The organism is Paenibacillus sp. J22FR83 (genome assembly GCF_059691955.1).
In genome coordinates, this window is record NZ_JCAUAM010000005.1 from 257,102 (window position 1) to 273,706 (window position 16,605).

19 protein-coding genes are annotated in these 16,605 nt (G+C 47.2%); 17 read left to right on the forward strand and 2 right to left on the reverse strand.

Features of this window, described 5'->3' with window-relative positions:
- Window positions 1–26: 26 nt before the first annotated feature.
- Window positions 27–959, reverse strand: a complete 933-nt coding sequence (locus AC58PV_RS11675) for a phosphotransferase (protein WP_497432401.1) — start codon at window positions 957–959, stop codon at window positions 27–29.
- 315 nt (window positions 960–1,274) lie between these two features.
- Between AC58PV_RS11675 and AC58PV_RS11680 the strand changes: the two genes are divergently transcribed.
- The 10 genes from AC58PV_RS11680 (at window position 1,275) to AC58PV_RS11725 (ending at window position 10,994) form a co-directional block, all read left to right on the forward strand.
- A complete protein-coding gene (locus AC58PV_RS11680; RefSeq protein ID WP_497432402.1) occupies window positions 1,275–2,396 on the forward strand; it encodes an acyl-CoA dehydrogenase family protein in 1,122 nt (373 codons plus the stop codon).
- Between the two features lie 17 nt (window positions 2,397–2,413).
- Window positions 2,414–3,565 carry a citrate synthase gene (gene mmgD, locus AC58PV_RS11685; protein ID WP_497432403.1) on the forward strand — a complete coding sequence of 384 codons (1,152 nt, stop codon included), beginning with the start codon at window positions 2,414–2,416 and terminating at the stop codon, window positions 3,563–3,565.
- On the forward strand, window positions 3,562–5,010 hold the full coding sequence (locus AC58PV_RS11690) for a bifunctional 2-methylcitrate dehydratase/aconitate hydratase (protein WP_497432404.1): 1,449 nt from the start codon (window positions 3,562–3,564) through the stop codon (window positions 5,008–5,010). The genes mmgD and AC58PV_RS11690 overlap by 4 nt, the downstream gene beginning before the upstream one ends.
- 38 nt (window positions 5,011–5,048) lie before the next feature.
- A complete protein-coding gene (gene prpB, locus AC58PV_RS11695) occupies window positions 5,049–5,957 on the forward strand; it encodes a methylisocitrate lyase (protein WP_497432405.1) in 909 nt (302 codons plus the stop codon).
- A 30-nt stretch (window positions 5,958–5,987) separates the two neighbouring features.
- A complete protein-coding gene (locus AC58PV_RS11700) occupies window positions 5,988–7,127 on the forward strand; it encodes an acyl-CoA dehydrogenase family protein (RefSeq protein WP_497432406.1) in 1,140 nt (379 codons plus the stop codon).
- Between the two features lie 23 nt (window positions 7,128–7,150).
- Complete coding sequence (locus AC58PV_RS11705) at window positions 7,151–8,317, forward strand: acetyl-CoA C-acetyltransferase (RefSeq protein WP_497432407.1); 1,167 nt, start codon at window positions 7,151–7,153, stop codon at window positions 8,315–8,317.
- Between the two features lie 27 nt (window positions 8,318–8,344).
- Entirely contained in the window at window positions 8,345–9,199 is an 855-nt protein-coding gene (locus AC58PV_RS11710) for a 3-hydroxybutyryl-CoA dehydrogenase (protein ID WP_497432408.1), read from the forward strand.
- A gap of 348 nt (window positions 9,200–9,547) precedes the next feature.
- Window positions 9,548–9,946, forward strand: coding sequence for a hypothetical protein (locus tag AC58PV_RS11715; protein ID WP_497432409.1), 399 nt, complete (start codon window positions 9,548–9,550; stop codon window positions 9,944–9,946).
- Window positions 9,939–10,199 (forward strand): hypothetical protein, encoded by a 261-nt coding sequence (locus AC58PV_RS11720; protein WP_497432410.1) that lies wholly within the window; start codon window positions 9,939–9,941, stop codon window positions 10,197–10,199. The genes AC58PV_RS11715 and AC58PV_RS11720 overlap by 8 nt, the downstream gene beginning before the upstream one ends.
- 342 nt (window positions 10,200–10,541) lie before the next feature.
- The gene (locus AC58PV_RS11725) at window positions 10,542–10,994 is read left to right on the forward strand and encodes a GNAT family N-acetyltransferase (protein WP_497432525.1); all 453 of its coding nucleotides are present in this window, start codon (window positions 10,542–10,544) and stop codon (window positions 10,992–10,994) included.
- A 90-nt stretch (window positions 10,995–11,084) separates the two neighbouring features.
- Here the strand turns inward: AC58PV_RS11725 and AC58PV_RS11730 are convergent, their stop codons facing one another.
- Complete coding sequence (locus AC58PV_RS11730) at window positions 11,085–11,930, reverse strand: SDR family NAD(P)-dependent oxidoreductase (protein ID WP_497432411.1); 846 nt, start codon at window positions 11,928–11,930, stop codon at window positions 11,085–11,087.
- A 165-nt stretch (window positions 11,931–12,095) separates the two neighbouring features.
- On the opposite strand from AC58PV_RS11730, the gene AC58PV_RS11735 reads away from it, so the two are divergent.
- From AC58PV_RS11735 to AC58PV_RS11765, 7 genes are all read left to right on the forward strand, one after another.
- Window positions 12,096–12,530 carry a MerR family transcriptional regulator gene (locus AC58PV_RS11735; protein WP_497432412.1) on the forward strand — a complete coding sequence of 145 codons (435 nt, stop codon included), beginning with the start codon at window positions 12,096–12,098 and terminating at the stop codon, window positions 12,528–12,530.
- 212 nt (window positions 12,531–12,742) lie between these two features.
- Window positions 12,743–13,225 carry a DUF6530 family protein gene (locus AC58PV_RS11740; protein ID WP_497432413.1) on the forward strand — a complete coding sequence of 161 codons (483 nt, stop codon included), beginning with the start codon at window positions 12,743–12,745 and terminating at the stop codon, window positions 13,223–13,225.
- A gap of 5 nt (window positions 13,226–13,230) precedes the next feature.
- Window positions 13,231–13,614 carry a GIY-YIG nuclease family protein gene (locus AC58PV_RS11745; protein ID WP_497432414.1) on the forward strand — a complete coding sequence of 128 codons (384 nt, stop codon included), beginning with the start codon at window positions 13,231–13,233 and terminating at the stop codon, window positions 13,612–13,614.
- A gap of 158 nt (window positions 13,615–13,772) precedes the next feature.
- Window positions 13,773–14,756 (forward strand): aldo/keto reductase, encoded by a 984-nt coding sequence (locus tag AC58PV_RS11750; RefSeq protein WP_497432415.1) that lies wholly within the window; start codon window positions 13,773–13,775, stop codon window positions 14,754–14,756.
- 38 nt (window positions 14,757–14,794) lie between these two features.
- Window positions 14,795–15,409, forward strand: coding sequence for a DUF3990 domain-containing protein (locus tag AC58PV_RS11755; RefSeq protein ID WP_497432416.1), 615 nt, complete (start codon window positions 14,795–14,797; stop codon window positions 15,407–15,409).
- On the forward strand, window positions 15,378–15,674 hold the full coding sequence (locus tag AC58PV_RS11760) for a hypothetical protein (protein ID WP_497432417.1): 297 nt from the start codon (window positions 15,378–15,380) through the stop codon (window positions 15,672–15,674). The genes AC58PV_RS11755 and AC58PV_RS11760 overlap by 32 nt, the downstream gene beginning before the upstream one ends.
- 64 nt (window positions 15,675–15,738) lie before the next feature.
- On the forward strand, window positions 15,739–16,557 hold the full coding sequence (locus AC58PV_RS11765) for a class I SAM-dependent methyltransferase (RefSeq protein ID WP_497432418.1): 819 nt from the start codon (window positions 15,739–15,741) through the stop codon (window positions 16,555–16,557).
- Window positions 16,558–16,605 lie beyond the last annotated feature (48 nt).

Here is a 16,605-nt window from a genome sequence, read left to right on the forward strand (position 1 = left end):
AGCGATAATCCCCTCTCTAAACATGACTACTTAGGCTTATGTTTTTTTTGAACTAATCGTTTATATTTCAACACTTCATCCTCCAAAATAGAAGGCAACATATTCAATTTATTCGTGCGGGAAAGAGGTCGGTTTATTGCATTCTCTGCTACCTTCCAGAATCGGAGCGGGAACAGACATACAGCTGTATAGATATCATCATATTTCTGTGCAGCAGCATGTTCTTGGAAATAAAGATAGAGCAAATCGCCAATGTGTTCCGGTGAAACTGACATTTTATCCATCGCATCAGGTATGACTTGGTGCAAGTCACATACTTGCGGCGAAATTTGGACCGTATCAAAATCAATCACGTATGATCTGTTGTTGCCTACAAGTACATTTCCTCTGTGAAGATCGAAATGGGTAACCGTACCTTTGGATCTACAATGGAGCAAGTATTCCTCAACATGAAGAGTATACAGGATCTCTAGGGCTTTTCTGCCAAGCTGAATGGCACCTTTGAAAGCAACTTCTTGCTCGCGCGTTTCAGCCCATGCTGTCCATTCGACTAATTTCTTGAGCCTGTTTTCATAAATGTGAAACCATTCTTTCTTAGTAAGAGGTCCATAAGCGGCACGATCAATAGGCATAGACCACGTTGCTTCACGGTGAAATTGGGCTACTGTCTTCATGTAAATATGAGGATCCGTCGTTACTTTGCCAGGTATCCATCTGGATACATAGATGCAATAACGATCTTGCCGCAAGCAAAGACTTCCGTTCTGTAAAGGAATAACTTCCGGTGCAAGTTTTTTTAGACCTAGTGCATGCTGCATATTGACCGCTAAGGCTGAATTCGTACGAAAATATTTAAGTATTAGCTGTTCAGTGTGATCTTGAAGCTTCCAAACGGCGCGTCTATCATTGGAAACGATACATTCAGCATGCCAGCTGCTACGGCGATAATTCTCATTCATGATGGAAATAACACGATGTAGTTCGATTGGAATCACCTCTAGCGGAGATGCTTATCGTAACATCATATTAGGGGGACATCGTTTGGTTCCTTTCTAAACGGTTCGTTAACAAAAATAGGTAGAGGCCTTCTCCCAGTAATGTATTCGAGTAGCTCATGTTCTTTTTTTGTAAGGTACAGTCTAATGCCTAACAAAAGCGTGTATATATAACATATATTGAAAGCGTTTACAACTTGTCCAAAGAAATACGATCGACCGAATCAACCTCGGCCAATCCAGTGCCAGCACCATGAACACGTCGAAGGAGGTCGTCGCATGCAATTCTCTTATACCCAAGATCAACTAGACATCAGGGCTCAAGTCCGTGCGTTTGCACGCGCGAAGATGGAGCCGACTTCAGAGGAAAGGGATGAATATGAGCGATTTGATCGTGGGATTTACGACAGCATCGGAGAGCAGGGATGGTCAGGACTCCCTTGGCCACAAGCCGTTGGCGGAGGTGGTTCTGATTTCCTAACGTATGCGATGGTAATCGAGGAACTCTCACGTGTGTGTCCGTCAACAGGCGTGATGCTCTCCGTGCATACGTCGCTGGCTAGTTGGGCGATTCATACGTATGGGACAGAAGCACAGAAACAACAGTATTTACGCCCCATGGCACAAGGGACCAAGCTCGGCGCTTACTGCTTGACGGAAAGCGAGTCAGGTTCAGATGCGGGTGCCATGCGAACGACCGCTACACGTGTGGGCGATGCATTCGTGCTAAACGGCTCTAAGCTATTCGTGACGAATGGCGGTGAGGCGGAGGTATATATTGTTTTTGCCATCACAGATGCACAGAACAAGACTAAGAGTTGTACGGCTTTCATTGTGGAAAAAGGTAGGGAAGGACTTAATTTCGGTACCAAAGAAAATAAGCTTGGGATCCGTTCATCCACGACGATGGAACTTAGGTTTGAGGAATGTAGGGTGCCACTGGAGAACCGACTGGGCCCGGAAGGCGATGGCTTTCGCATCGCAATGCGAAGTCTGGATGGCGGCCGCATTGGAATTGCTGCACAAGCGACAGGAATCGGCCAAGGCGCCTTGGACGCTGTCCTCGCTTATGAAGCGCTCAGCGGCGAGCAGTTCCATGCTCATGTATCGGAGATGGCCACGCACATCGAAGCCGCAAGACTGTTGACCTATCAAGCCGCTTGGCGCAAAGGCAAGGGGCTCTCCTATGGGAAACAGGCTGCCATTGCGAAGCTTTTTGCCAGTGATATGGCGGTTCAAGTATGTCTGCGTGCTGTCCAGCTCTGTGGCATGTGGGGATGCCTGAAGGAGTCGAAGGTAGAGCGCTATCTACGGGATGCCAAAGTGACGCAAATTTATGAAGGGACGAATGAGATTCAGCGTATTGTGATTTCGCGTTTGCTGCTTTCTGAAAGCACGTAGGAAGGGAGAGCGAAAACATGAGTGATCACTATTTGCCTGGACTTGAGCATGTGATAGCTAGTGAGACTAGCATTTCATATCTCGATGTGGAGAAAGAAGAAATCGTGGTTCGCGGGTTCAATCTGATGGAACTGGCGGAGCAAACGACCTATTTGGATGTTGTAGGGCTGCTGTTAGAAGGAGAATTGCCGAATGCACCAAGGCGACAAGCGATAGAGCAACAGATTCAATCGTCGTATGGATTACCGCCTAATGTGCGCGCCATGCTCCATCTGATGCCGGATCGGGCTGATATGATGGATGTCCTGCGAACGAGTATATCTGCTTTAGCGAGCTTTGATGACGAGCTTGATGATCGATCACCTGAGGCGAATGGACGGAAAGCGATACGTTTGTTGGCTAAAGTGCCACAAATTGTCGCTTATGGTTATAGGGCAATTACGAAGCAGCCGCTTATCGAACCCGATCCGAATTTGTCTTATACGGCTAATTTTCTGTATATGATTACAGGAACGATTCCGTCACCGATGGAGGTGGCGATTTTTGACCAATCGTTAATTGTGTACAGTGAGCATGAATTGCCGAATTCGACGTTTGCGGCTCGCGTCATCGCATCCACACAGTCTGATATTTATGGCGCACTTGTTGGTGCGGTTGCTTCCCTGAAAGGAACGCTGCACGGAGGAGCGAACGAAGCAGTCATGCACATGCTGCTTGAAGCGGGTACAGAAGATGATCTGGAAGCGTTAATTCGTTCAAAGCTTGCGAGGAAGGAGCGCATTATGGGCTTCGGACACCGGGTCTACATGCGCAAGCCCGATCCACGTGCGATGTTGATGAAGGAGGCGCTTGAGAAGCTCGCACCGGCATGCTATCAACAGGAGTTATACGACTTGTGCGTTCGTGGAGAGAATGTCATGCGCACAGAGAAAGGGCTGCATCCCAATCTGGATTACTATGCAGCACCAGTGTACTACTTGCTTGGCATCCCGATCGAGCTGTTTACACCCGTTTTCCTTGCAGCGCGTACGGTTGGCATCAGCGCACATGTGATGGAGCAGCATGCGAACAACCGTCTATTCCGACCTCGTGTACGCTATACGGGTGCGCGCGATTTGCATCCGCCACAGGGAGATCCGCATTCAGAAAGTGAGGACGAAATCGTATGAGTACGTCAAGAGAATGGGTACAGAGGGAGATGGTCTTTGATCCGCTGATTGTGGAGGTTGCCGACTACGCACTGCATGCCGAGATTGTGAGTGAGGAAGCGTATCAGATTGCTCACCATGTGCTCATGGATTCACTGGGAACAGGCTTGCTTGCGCTGCGTTTTCCTGCTTGCACGAAACATCTAGGTCCGCTTGTTCCAGGTGCAGATGTGATCGGAGGTGCTCGTGTTCCTGGTACGCGATACGAATTGGACCCGGTTCATGCCGCATTCAATATCGGTTGTATGATTCGGTGGCTGGATTACAACGACACGTGGCTAGCAGCGGAGTGGGGCCATCCGTCCGACAACTTGGGCAGTATCCTTGCTATAGCTGACTATGTGAGTCGGAAACGCTTATCCGAAGGTGAAGTGCCCCTTACAATGAAAGACGTCTTAACGATGGCGATTAAGGCGCATGAAATTCAAGGTGTGCTTGCATTGGAAAATAGCTTGAACGCAGTTGGACTCGATCATGTCCATCTGGTGAAAGTCGCTTCCACTGCGGTAGCCGCAGTGATGTTGGGAGGAACGAAAGAGGAGGTATGCAGCGCCATCTCCCATGCATGGATAGATGGTGCGAGCTTGCGCACCTATCGGCACGCACCGAATACAGGGCCTAGGAAATCATGGGCTGCGGGAGACGCAACGAGCCGTGCTGTTCGTTTGGCTTTGATGGCAGTCGGAGGTGAGATGGGGTATGCCTCTGCACTCACAGCGCCGAACTGGGGATTCCAGGATGTGCTTTTCGAAGGAAAGACATTGACGTTAGCCAGACCCTTGGGTAGTTATGTGATGGAACATATCCTGTTCAAAATTTCATTTCCAGCGGAGTTTCACGCGCAGACTGCAGTTGAATGTGCACTTACGTTACATGAGCTCGTTAAAGATCGAATTGGTGACATAACTAAAGTTATGTTAACAACGCATAAATCAGCGCTGCGTATTATTGATAAAAAAGGGCCTTTGCACAATCCAGCCGATCGAGATCACTGTTTGCAGTACATGGTTGCCATTGGACTTCTGTTTGGTACACTGACTGCTGAACATTATGAAGATGATTTCGCTGCAGATCCGCGCATTGATGCCCTTCGGGAGCGCATGGTTGTGATCGAGAACGAACAATACAGCAAGGATTACCATGATCCAGATAAGCGTTCAATTGCGAATAGTATTCAAATTTATTTTAAAGACGGGACGTCGACAGGGAAAATCGTTTGTGAATATCCTATTGGACACCGCAAGCGGCGGGCGGAAGGTCTTCCGAAAGTGATCGATAAATTCAAAGCGAATGTGCAAACGCGATTTCCTAGGAAACAAACGGAAGAAATTATGAAGGTATCACTTGACTACGAGAAACTCATTCAAACGCCTGTATCTGCGTATATGTCGTTATTCGTCATTTAAAGCGTGGATAGATCGGCTGAATGAGGCAGGAGGATACGATGTCATGGTTGATTGAGGAGGAGCCGAGTCAAGAAAAGTTGGCTGCGCAGTGGCGTAGATTAGTTGAAGCGGGTCCAATTGTCCAAATTGTTGGTACCCACGATGGCATGGCAGCAAGAATAGCCAAACAAGCAGGGTTCGGTGCCTTGTACTTATCAGGTGCCGCGTTTACGGCGAGTAGAGGGTTGCCTGATTTGGGACTTCTTTATTCGAGCGAAGTTGCAGAGCGAGCGAGGGAGCTTGTACGAGCATCAGGACTTCCGTTACTAGTCGATATTGATACGGGATATGGCGGCATTCTGAATGTTGCGCGGACCGCTAAGGAGATGGTGGAGGCCAAAGTCGCAGCCGTACAAATAGAAGATCAAGATATGCCGAAGAAATGCGGTCATCTTAGTGGTAAGAAGCTCATATCCGCCGAGGATATGTGTCATAAAATCCGCACGCTCAAAGCCGTCAGCCCTACGCTGTATATTGTTGCACGGACTGATGCCAAGGGCGTAGAAGGAATGGCAGAAGCCATCATCCGTGCAAAGCAATATCTTGCCGCTGGTGCGGATGCTATTTTTCCAGAAGCACTCGAGAGTGAGGAGGACTTTCGTCAATTTCAAAAGGAAGTAGATGCACCTCTTTTGGCCAATATGACCGAATTTGGACGTACTCCATACTATACGGCTGCGCAATTTGAAAGTTGGGGATTTCGGATGGTTCTCTATCCGGTTACGTCCTTACGTGTCGCAGCTAAAGCGTATGAACGGGTATTTGAAGAGATTCGTGGGCAAGGAACGCAGATTGGATCGTTAGATGTCATGCAAACACGCAGTGAGTTATATAAAGCGATTCGCTATGAGGATTATGAGGCCTTGGATGGTTCTATTGCACGATCAACTTGGGAGGATAAGAGCTAGAAGTGCATGCGGCTTGAGGGAGGGCTCCACATGGATTATAGCCTTTCGGAGGAATTAGAAATGATTCGCAGCATGGTGCGCGATTTTGCAGCCGGGGAGGTTGCGCCGACGGCGGCGCTTCGAGATGAAGAAGAACGCTTTGATCGTCATTTATTCGATGCGATGGGGGAACTGGGCTTAACGGGGATTTTGGTGCCCGAAGGATATGGCGGACTTGGCTCGGATCAGTTGACGAACTGCTTGGTATTGGAGGAGCTAGCACGTGCTTGCGTGTCGACAGGGTACACACTTTACGTGCACAGTGCGTTGGCAGCATCAGTCATTTCAATGTTCGGTAACGATGAACAGAAGAAGTTGTATGTAGTACCCATGGCAAATGGGCAAAAGCTTGGCGCTTACGCTTGGGCTGAACGTGTACTGCTGGATGGGAACTCTGGCGTTGATTTGCAGACAGAAGCGTTGCGTGATGGCGACGATTACGTACTGCGGGGCACGAAGGTTCTCGTTTCAAACGCTGGGGAAGCAGACGTATATGTGGTGTTTGCAGCAGCGGGAGCTGATACTGCATCACATGCGAGTAGTGCATTTATAATTGAGAAAGGCACACCAGGGTTCATTCTGAGCCAAAAAGAACGAACAATCGGACTACGTGGAGCACCTAGCATGTCCATTGAATTGGTTGATTGCCGAGTCCCGTTAGCGAATCGGCTTGGCGCGGAAGGAGACGGCCATCGGATTGCATTACGGACGCTAGGTTCTGCACGAAGCGGCATCGCTGCACTAGCGGTTGGACTTGCGCAAGCGGCGATGGATGTGTCAATCTCCTATGCGAAGACACGTAAGCAATTCGGTAAGCCGATTGCCCAGCAACAGGCTATCGCATTTAAGCTGGCGAATATGGCCACGCAAATCGAAGCAGCGAGGCTGCTTGCGTATCAAGCCGCTTGGCGTGAGGGACATGAAGGAGGCGAAGTTGCGTATTCCAATCTATTTGCTGGGCATACCGCGATGGCCGTGACGATTGAAGCTGTTCAAATTCATGGTGGCTATGGTTATACCAAAGCGTTCCCTGTTGAACGGTATATGCGCGATGCGAAGATGCTTCAAGCAATTGAAGCAACGATGGATGAGCAGCGAAGAGCCATCGCTCGCTTGATGAAAGGGATGTGAGCGTGGACAGGAGGGTGAGGTGCATGCGAGCAAGCGTCATTGTTGGCGGTGCGAGGACGCCGTTCGGGAAATTCGGTGGCGCATTGAAGGACGTTCCAGCAGTCGAGCTTGGCGGAATTGTTATTAAGGAAGCGATTCGCCGCGCGACACTGGATCCTGCATTGATTGAGGAAGTTCTGATGGGCATGGTACTGCAAGGAGGTGCAGGCCAAATCCCTTCTCGTCAGGCGGCTCGCAACGCGGGACTAGCGTGGGGGGTAACGTCGGAGACGATTAACAAAGTGTGCGCCTCAGGGCTGCGCAGTGTGACCATGGCGGACCAAATTATCCGAGCTGGAGACGCGTCAGTACTGGTGGCAGGTGGTATGGAGAGCATGAGCTCCGCGCCATACTTGGCGACACATGCGCGATGGGGCGCGCGAATGGGCGAACAGCGTCTGCTTGATCTGATGATCCATGACGGTTTGACTTGTCCGTTCGAACGCGTGCACATGGTGCTCCATGGCAGTCGCGTTGCTGCTGAATATAGGATTGAGCGGCAGCAGCAAGATGAGTGGGCTTTACGCAGCCATCAATTAGCCCTTCAGGCAATGTCCAATGGTTATTTCGCAGAGGAAATCGTTCCTGTTCCAGTGGGAACGACTGTAGTGGATCGTGATGAGGGACCACGTGGGGATACGAGTTTAACTAAGCTTGCTAGTTTAGTCCCTGTATTTGATAAGCAAGGCAGCATTACAGCTGGCAATGCGCCTAGTGTCAACGATGGCGCATCGGCCATGGTCGTCATGGCGAATGATGCTGCGTTGGAGCAGGGCATAATACCGCTCGCTACGATAATTGGCCATGCCAGTGTTGGCGAACCAGCGCCGTATATTGCTACAACACCAGCGTTGGCGATCCGTAAGCTGCTGAAGCAAACGGGCTTGACACTGGGTCAAATCGATCGATTCGAGGTGAACGAAGCTTTCGCCGCTGTCGTGCTCACATGTGAGCAAATGCTGGGGTGGGATTCACAACGCGTCAACGTTAATGGCGGTGCCATTGCGCTCGGTCATCCCATTGGTGCAAGCGGGACACGGATTATTCTTACACTAATCCATGAGCTTCGCAGAATTGGCGGGGGTTATGGGATTGCGGCAATATGCAGCGGAACGGCGCAAGGGGATGCGATTTTGCTTCGCGTGGAGTAACAGCGTGAGCAGTAGGGGCGATGAACGATGTCTATACAAACCATCCTGGTCATTGGGGCAGGGCAGATGGGCAGCGGCATCGCGCAAGTGGCTGCATCTGCCCGCCGCAAGGTACTTTGGCATGATCTATCTCTGCCTTTAATCGATAAAGGCATGTTGGCGATCCGTAGTCAATTAGAACGGAGTGTTGCGAAAGGGAGATTGACAGAGGAGGCGAAAGAAAGTCTTCTTAGCCGCATACTACCGGCGGCAGATATTGAACAGGCTGCAGAAGTGGATCTTGTGATCGAAGCGATATCCGAAAATATGGCTTGGAAAACGGCTCTTTTTCGTAAGTTAGATGAGATCTGTCCTCCTCATGTCATACTGGCTTCGAATACATCCTCTCTGCCCATCACGGAGATTGCTGCGGCAACAACGAGACCTTCGCAAGTTATCGGAATGCATTTCATGAACCCGGTTCCTGTGATGCCCCTGATTGAACTCATTCGAGGTCTTGAAACGTCTCAGAACGTATTCGATACGGTCTTTCAGCTCAGTAAGGAGCTGGGCAAGACACCTGTGGAGGTACAGGATTTCCCTGGATTCGTTTCGAATCGGATTCTGATGCCGATGATTAATGAAGCGATTTGTACAGTCTATGAGGGCGTAGCAACGGTGGAAGCTGTGGATACAGTGATGAAGCTAGGCATGAACCATCCGATGGGACCGCTGGAGCTCGCTGATTTCATTGGGTTGGACACGTGTTTATCGATCATGGAGATTCTCTATGAAGGGTTTAAGGATGCCAAATATCGACCTTGTCCGCTACTCAGGAAATATGTAAAGGCGGGACGACTTGGACGAAAGTCAGGGCAAGGATTCTATTCGTATTCGTGTTGAAGGTAATCTTGGCAGTCGCTCTGTGGAGGGGCTGTTTTTTGTTTGGATAGAAATGAATGGTTATTTAATGATATTAATTAATGTGGTTAAGTAATTACTACGCGTGTTTACACGCTATTAACCAGATGGCGTTATGATTCTCCCAAATGACGGGACAAGTAATGTTACAGGCCGGCAGTAATGAAGAATATAATAATTAATATCATTAATTATTAACTGGATAAACAACAAAAAGTTGGCATCTCTCAGCATACGTGATAAACTGCTAGGTGCGACACTGCAGCGAATTGCTCTGATGGAGACGGAATCGGCAGATTAAGCTGGTGTCCAACAAAGGAGGCCAATGCTGTGAAATTTCGTGCTGTATCGCAGGAAACCCAGATGAATTATATGCTTTGGAGCATAAAGAATGAAATACGGAAAGAGAATAAGTACTTAGCATCCTTACCCTTCGATCCTTCGCCAATCATAGGCGTTGTGAAATATCATTTGGATCAGTGGGACCCCGTACGATTGTTAGAAGATGGAAGTCAAGACGATGAATACGATGGTGAGGCTCGCAGCATTACCATTTATATAATCAAGCATATGGAAGAAATTAGTGTTGCCGGATTGGGACAAGAGATCCAACGCATATTTAGAAAATCCTTTCTGGATGAGTTTCAATCGGATGAGGAAACGTTTGAAATCGCAATTGGCATATTGCGTGATTTGACTAATGGAAATGAGGATGTTTCGGGTGAGTGAAATGGTCGGAAAGTATTGTGCGAAGTTTTTTGGTAAAACAGGTGTCATTCTTGAAATTGGCGTTGTGAAGAAGGTAGCGAGTCGCACCATTCATGTAGATTGGGGGACGAAAACCTGGGTGTACCAGAATCGTGATTTCAATTGGACGCCGCTGACGAAGGAAGAGTTCGAAGTCAAATACAAAAAGCCGAAATTCTCTGACGCTGCACTGGTGCGTGCCGCAGAATTGGGACTCAGAATTACATATAATTAAGTTGCGGCTGCCTTCGGGCGGCCGTTTTTTGTGCGACGGGCAGCACCGTAATCGGCAGGATAGCGTTATGTAGGTTTGCTGCAAAAGAATACGCTAGAACTGGGAAAGATTGAATTCTACTTATTCTTTACAAATAAAGGGGCAGTAGGCATGATAAAATAGAAGTATGGGATAAATAATAGGGGGTGTGGCCATGAGGTTTGTGCTTATTTTTGGTCCGCAGACTATAGGGGAAATGACATAGGATCAAGTAGTATAAGTCCAGAAGATGTCGCAGTGATAATTTCAGCAAAGTTTCACTTCTGATACCCACATCACAATAGGATGGAGGCACACAGAATGTTGCAAATTCGAGAATTAGAGGTAACTGAGGAGTATCCGATTCACTTATTTCTTCTAGCAGATCCTGAGCTTGCGATGGTTGAGTCTTATGTGTACCAGAGCAAATGCTTCGTTTTGGAGGAAAACCATGAAATTGTCGGTGCTTATTTACTGCTTCCGACGAGGCCGAAGACGGTTGAACTGGTGAATATTGCGGTGATTACGAAGAAACAAGGCCGCGGTTACGGTAAGGAATTAGTGAAGCACGCTGTACAAACAGCTAGAACGCTCAATTATCAAACCATTGAGATCGGCACAGGTAATTCTGGGGTTCAACAATTAAGTCTCTATCAGAAGTGTGGATTTCGCATTTATGGCGTGGATCTCGATTTCTTTACAAGGCATTATAAGGAACCTATTTTTGAAAATGGGATCCAGTGCCGCGACATGATTCGCCTAAGTCAGGACTTATAGGAGAGTAGGAAAAACACCTGCAAATGTGCGAATTAAGCACGGTTGCAGGTGTTTTTCTGTATGGGCAACGCCGTTCGCGTCTTTTCATTATTACCCAAGTTGTTTGTACGTATACTCGTAAACCTCACGAACTTTCGCTAGCACCCGTGGTCCATGCTGGACGAAGCGTAGTTTCACATGCTTGTTATTCGTCAAATAAGCACCATGTGTATGGTGACTTAAGGAACCTTGATAAAGTAGTGAGGCTCCTTTACTAGGATGTGGAAAAAACAACTTGATAATGGGCTTGAGATAGAAGGGAATGCCTGATTTTTTACCTTTGCGAATTGTATTATTTCCACCTGGGTCAACGGTTATCATTGTGATTCCATCTGCGGACAGCTGGGGAGCGAGTTCTTGTGTCCATAAGGATAACGCGAGTTTAGAAGACGCATAGGGACCGAATAGTTGCTTGAAATTGGTGGGTCTATCTAAGGTTTCAGGGTCAAAACGCTTCATCGTATTGAACGCGTTGGTGGACGTATGCACGACTCGTTTCAACGTTCCTTTCTTCAAAAGCGCCATTAATTCCATCGTGATAATATAGGGAACGACGGTTTGAAGTTCATAATGCAGTTCTCGACCTTGCTTTGAAAACATGAGCTCATGAAAGCTGCCACCAGCATTGTTGAAAAGGAGATCTATCTTCTCCTCCTTGGTCTTAATTTGCTCTAACGCCGCCCTTAAGCTTGTAAAATCACTCAAATCCGCCCGGTAGACACGCAATTGCTGCGTTCCTATAGCTGTTTGAATCTGTGTATCGTCTGTAGGGAATTCCGTGCGTATGAGCGCAATGATTTGCGCATTTTCTTGCAGCATTCGATGCGTCAAAGCTAACCCAATCCCGCTGCTGGCGCCTGTAATTAGTACGATTTTACCAGAAAGATTCGTCGTCATGTTTACTTTCCTCCATATTCAATGCATGTGTTGGTGTATGGATTTGACTATACAACTTGAAGTCGACTCGAAGTCAACTCATGTAGAGTAATTATTTATGTATTGACTTCGAGTTAACTCCAAGTTTTATAATGATATCAATAGGAGTAAAGGGAGTTGGCATTGATGAGTGAGACAGCAGGTTTTTCAATTAAAGAAGCAGCGATACAATCGTCTTTATCCGAAGACACGATTCGTTATTATGAAAAAATCGGACTGTTACCTCAACCGGATCGGAAAAATAACCGTCATCGTATCTATCGCTCGGAAGATCTTACTGTCATGAAACTAATCACTTGTTTGAAGAAGACAGGTATGTCTTTGGATGAAATGAAACCTTTTCTAGGTTTGACTAAAGAGTCTAATTTGATCGAGCATCCAGATCTGCATGTCAAACTGAACCAACATAAGGAGAACATTCAACATCAGATTAATTCCTTACAAATGATATTAGATGTGATTGATTCAAAATTGTCGTCCGGCAATATGCTGCCAGAAGCAGAGGGATGCGTGCTGGATGATCCCACGAAAAAGCTGCCGCGGGTAAGGGGTATCGGATAAGCAGAACATATAACACAGTGCTTCCTATCGGGGGAGTTCTGTGTTTTTTTGCAAATGGAGTCTAACTGAATGAATGCTGACCGTTTCTTTCATGCAGGCATCCATTGACTTGAATTAGAAGCTGCGGTATACTTCAGTCATCGGTTCGTTTTAGTAAATTAGTAAATTACTAAATAAAACGAAGCCTGACTTTTAAACTTGGAGGTATTACAATGAAAATCCCAACAACACTCAAACATAAACCTGTAATCGTAGCTGAGAACTATGCCAATATTGACGGAAGATACACGCAAAGTACAGATACACAAGGTCTTTCCCTAGGTCTAGCGCAGTGGAACGACAGAGGTAAGGTTGATATTTCGGCTAAGGTATGGCGCTACACGGGCGAGAAATGGTCCCGCCAATCTGAGGAGTTGCCCCTACACCGTGTCTTAGATCTAGCTATCCTTGTATGCCGCACGAAGCTGCATTTCCAAGAGGATGCTTATCGTTATGAGAATGGATATAATGCGGAGAATCCAGTTATTGATCGGATCGGTCTGCAAGGGGATGCCATGACGGTAGGCGTGTGTACGGATAATGAGAAAATTAACGAAGATATCAAGCTTTTCAGCCAAGCATTAAGTGATGATGGAGAGTTGATCGGGGAACGCTTGAGCACGCTCTCCAGGATTCTTAAAGAAATGGGGTATTGAACCACATGTTAGACAAACAGCAGAAAAAAGAGCTTGCGACGAATTATAAACAAACATTCCGGGCCATGGGTGTTTATCAGATTCGCAATACTCAGAACGATAAAATATTTGTAAATGGCAGTATGGATCTAGATGGCATGAAAAATCGACTTGAATTTTGTAAGCAAATGAATACAAATACATTCAATGAGCTCCAGAAGGACTGGACGACGTTCGGTGGCCAAGTGTTCGTGTTTGAGGTTCTAGATCGCATTGAGCCTCGTGATGAAATCATGTTGGATGCCGCGGATCTGAAGAGTTACCGGTCTGAGGTTGATGCACTGCTTGAATTATGGTTAGAGAAGTTAGAGCCGTATGATGAGAAAGGCTATAATAAACGGAAGCGGTAATATATCGTTTTGTACAAATTAAGAAGGGGTTCCGGTATATTGGAATCCCTTTTTTTTTGCATAAATAGGGAGGTTTCCTCTCATCCTATGGCGAAATGGTGATAGATGCAATCCTTGGTAACAACTTAAAGACACCTACATAAGAAGGAGTTGGAACGATGAAATACCGTCAACTAGGTGATACAGAGCTTCAGATTAGTGAGGTTAGCTTCGGTACATGGGCTATTGGTGGTGGCTGGGGTGAGGCGAATGACGATGAATCAATTCGAGGGTTGCACCGTGCCATGGAGGCTGGAGTGAACTTTTTTGATACAGCGGATGTATATGGTTCCGGTCATGCAGAAGAGCTTCTGGCGAAGGCGACGAAAGGGAAGGAAGACGAGATCCACATCGCTACGAAGTTTTGCCGTTCGGGTGATATTCATGACCTTGCGACATATTCGGAGGGAGCAGTTCGCCAATTTGCGGAAAATAGTTTGAAACGTTTAAATCGAGAGCGAATCGATCTGTATCAAATACATTGTCCACCGCTGGCGATCTTGAAGGATGGTTCAGTGTTCGAGGTACTGGAGAAATTGAAGGCTGAAGGCAAGATCCGCCACTACGGCGTAAGCGTGGAGACGGTTGAGGAAGGATTGTTCTGTCTTACTGTTCCTGGTGTCAAGGCACTGCAAGTCATCTTTAACTTGTTCCGTCAAAAGCCTGCAGACACTCTCTTCCCGCAAGCTCACGGTGCTGGAGTAGGTATTCTAGTTCGACTTCCGCTTGCCAGTGGCTTACTGACAGGGAAATTCACGACCTCTAGCACATTTGCAGCTGACGATCACCGTAATTTCAATGCGAATGGTGACCAATTCAATGTTGGTGAGACGTTTGCTGGGCTGCCGTTTGCCAAAGGCGTAGAACTTGCGCAGGATTTGGCTTGGATTGGCGAAGGTCGTGGGAACATGGCGCGTGCAGCGATGCGATGGATCTTAGAGAATCCCCACATTACGTGTATTATCCCTGGTTTCAAGAACGTCAAGCAGATTGAAGATAATCTAGCTACCCTTGATGTTCCGGCGTTCACTTCGGAGGAGCTAGTACGTTTGAAGAGCTTCTATACGAGTGACATACATGAGCATATTCGTGGTGCTTATTAGCCTATTTTGAAGGGAAAGGGGTTTCAGAAGAAAACGAAATGGATATAATAACACCACAACGTTTGTATCATGGAACAACGGATAATCTCGTCAACCTTTTTCAAAATAAACTATTGGATAGTCAGTATTGGCGCCCTGGCCGTGATTTCGGCGAAGGTTTCTATACAACCATCTCAGCCGCACAGGCACGAAATTGGGCCCGCAAGGCTGCAGCCCGCTCCATTATGGGGACTGAGCTAGCTTGTGTGCTTGAAATTGAGTTGGTTTCGATACCTGCGAAGATGGAGCCGCTCATCTTTTTGAGTGATTCCTTAGCTTGGGCCGAATTTCTCATGTCGCATCGCCGTGTGATGCACAAGGGAGAAGCGGATCCTTGTCACAAGCACCCCGATATTATTATTGGTCCTATGGCGGATGGGGACACTGGACGAATTATTGAAGAAGCAGTACAATTAAATAAAGATGTACATTGGTTTTATGATCAAATTTTACGCAATACACGCGGTCGCAAATTGGATGCGCTACGACTTGGCAATCAAGTGGTCTTCTCCTCCGAGAAGTGGGAAGCATCGCTTCGATTTGTTGGTTATAACATTTTTACGGGAGGCAGGTGGATCTACTATGAAAACACAAGTTCGGCTGAATCTGTATGAACGCGGAATCGTTGATGCTCTTGTTCAGAGTTTCGGTTACACCTCGCAAGGTGCTCGAAAGCTTGTTGTCGAATATGTCGAGGTCATTCGTAAATTAGGTGGCTATGACACCTGTTATGACCATGCAGCGCGATTAGTCCAAGCGTCAACCAATCATTGTCAGCCGGAAGAGTGGTTGAAACGAATCAATGTGCTGGCCAAAGAAGCCGTCCAAGATAAAGGCATTGTTCACCTAGAGGGTCGCTTACACGTACATGTTCGTTAATAAGAAGCGTAGAAGCTCATCCTTTGGTTGAGCTTTTTTTGCGAACTAATAAGGAGGTCAAACGATGATTGAACATATCCGCACGAATAATGTACAGCGATTTGCCGGTTTCGGTGCCTTGTATGATGAAAGCAGGCCAACAGCTCCGCAGGAATTAATTCAGATTTTGACTGCCTACTTGGGCAAGAAGCCACAAAGCGTCGTTGATGTCGGCTGCGGCACAGGGTTGTCTTCGTTTCTATGGTTAAATGACGCTGAACAGATCATCGGCGTAGAGCCGAGTGATGATATGCGTGCAGTCGCGCTAGCCAAATGGGAGAGCATGAACCAACCAGCGTCTATTCAATTCGTAAGCGCATTATCACATGAACTGGAGCTGCCTTCCGATTCTGCAGACATTGTCACGTGCTCACAGTCGTTCCATTGGATGGAACCGCAAAGCACTTTGCGTGAATTCGCTCGTGTATTGCGACCAGGCGGCGTGTTTGCTGCATATGATTGTGATTGGCCGCCAGTCATTAACTGGGAAATTGAGCAGCAATATCTGAAACTTACGTCGCTAGGTGATCAGCGGGCCGTAGAGCTGGCACCGAAGCAAGAACAAGCACACAAATGGAATAAGGACGAGCATTTGAACCAAATTCAATCCTCAGGTTTATTTCGTTATGCTAGGGAAATTGTATTTCATAATTGGGAGACTTGCGATTGGGCCCGTTATGCCAACCTTGCGTTGAGCCAAGGCAGTTTACAATCCGCGATAAAGTTAGGTGCGACTGAACTCGAGTCAGAAGCAGCCGCTTTTCGCCAATTCGTGGAGAAGGCCTTCGCTGGTGAAGAACGTACGATCTTATTTGGGTACCGCATGCGGATAGGCATCGTATAGATTTCACAGAAGAAAGAAGGGAACAGCTACGAAACTGAATGCATTCTT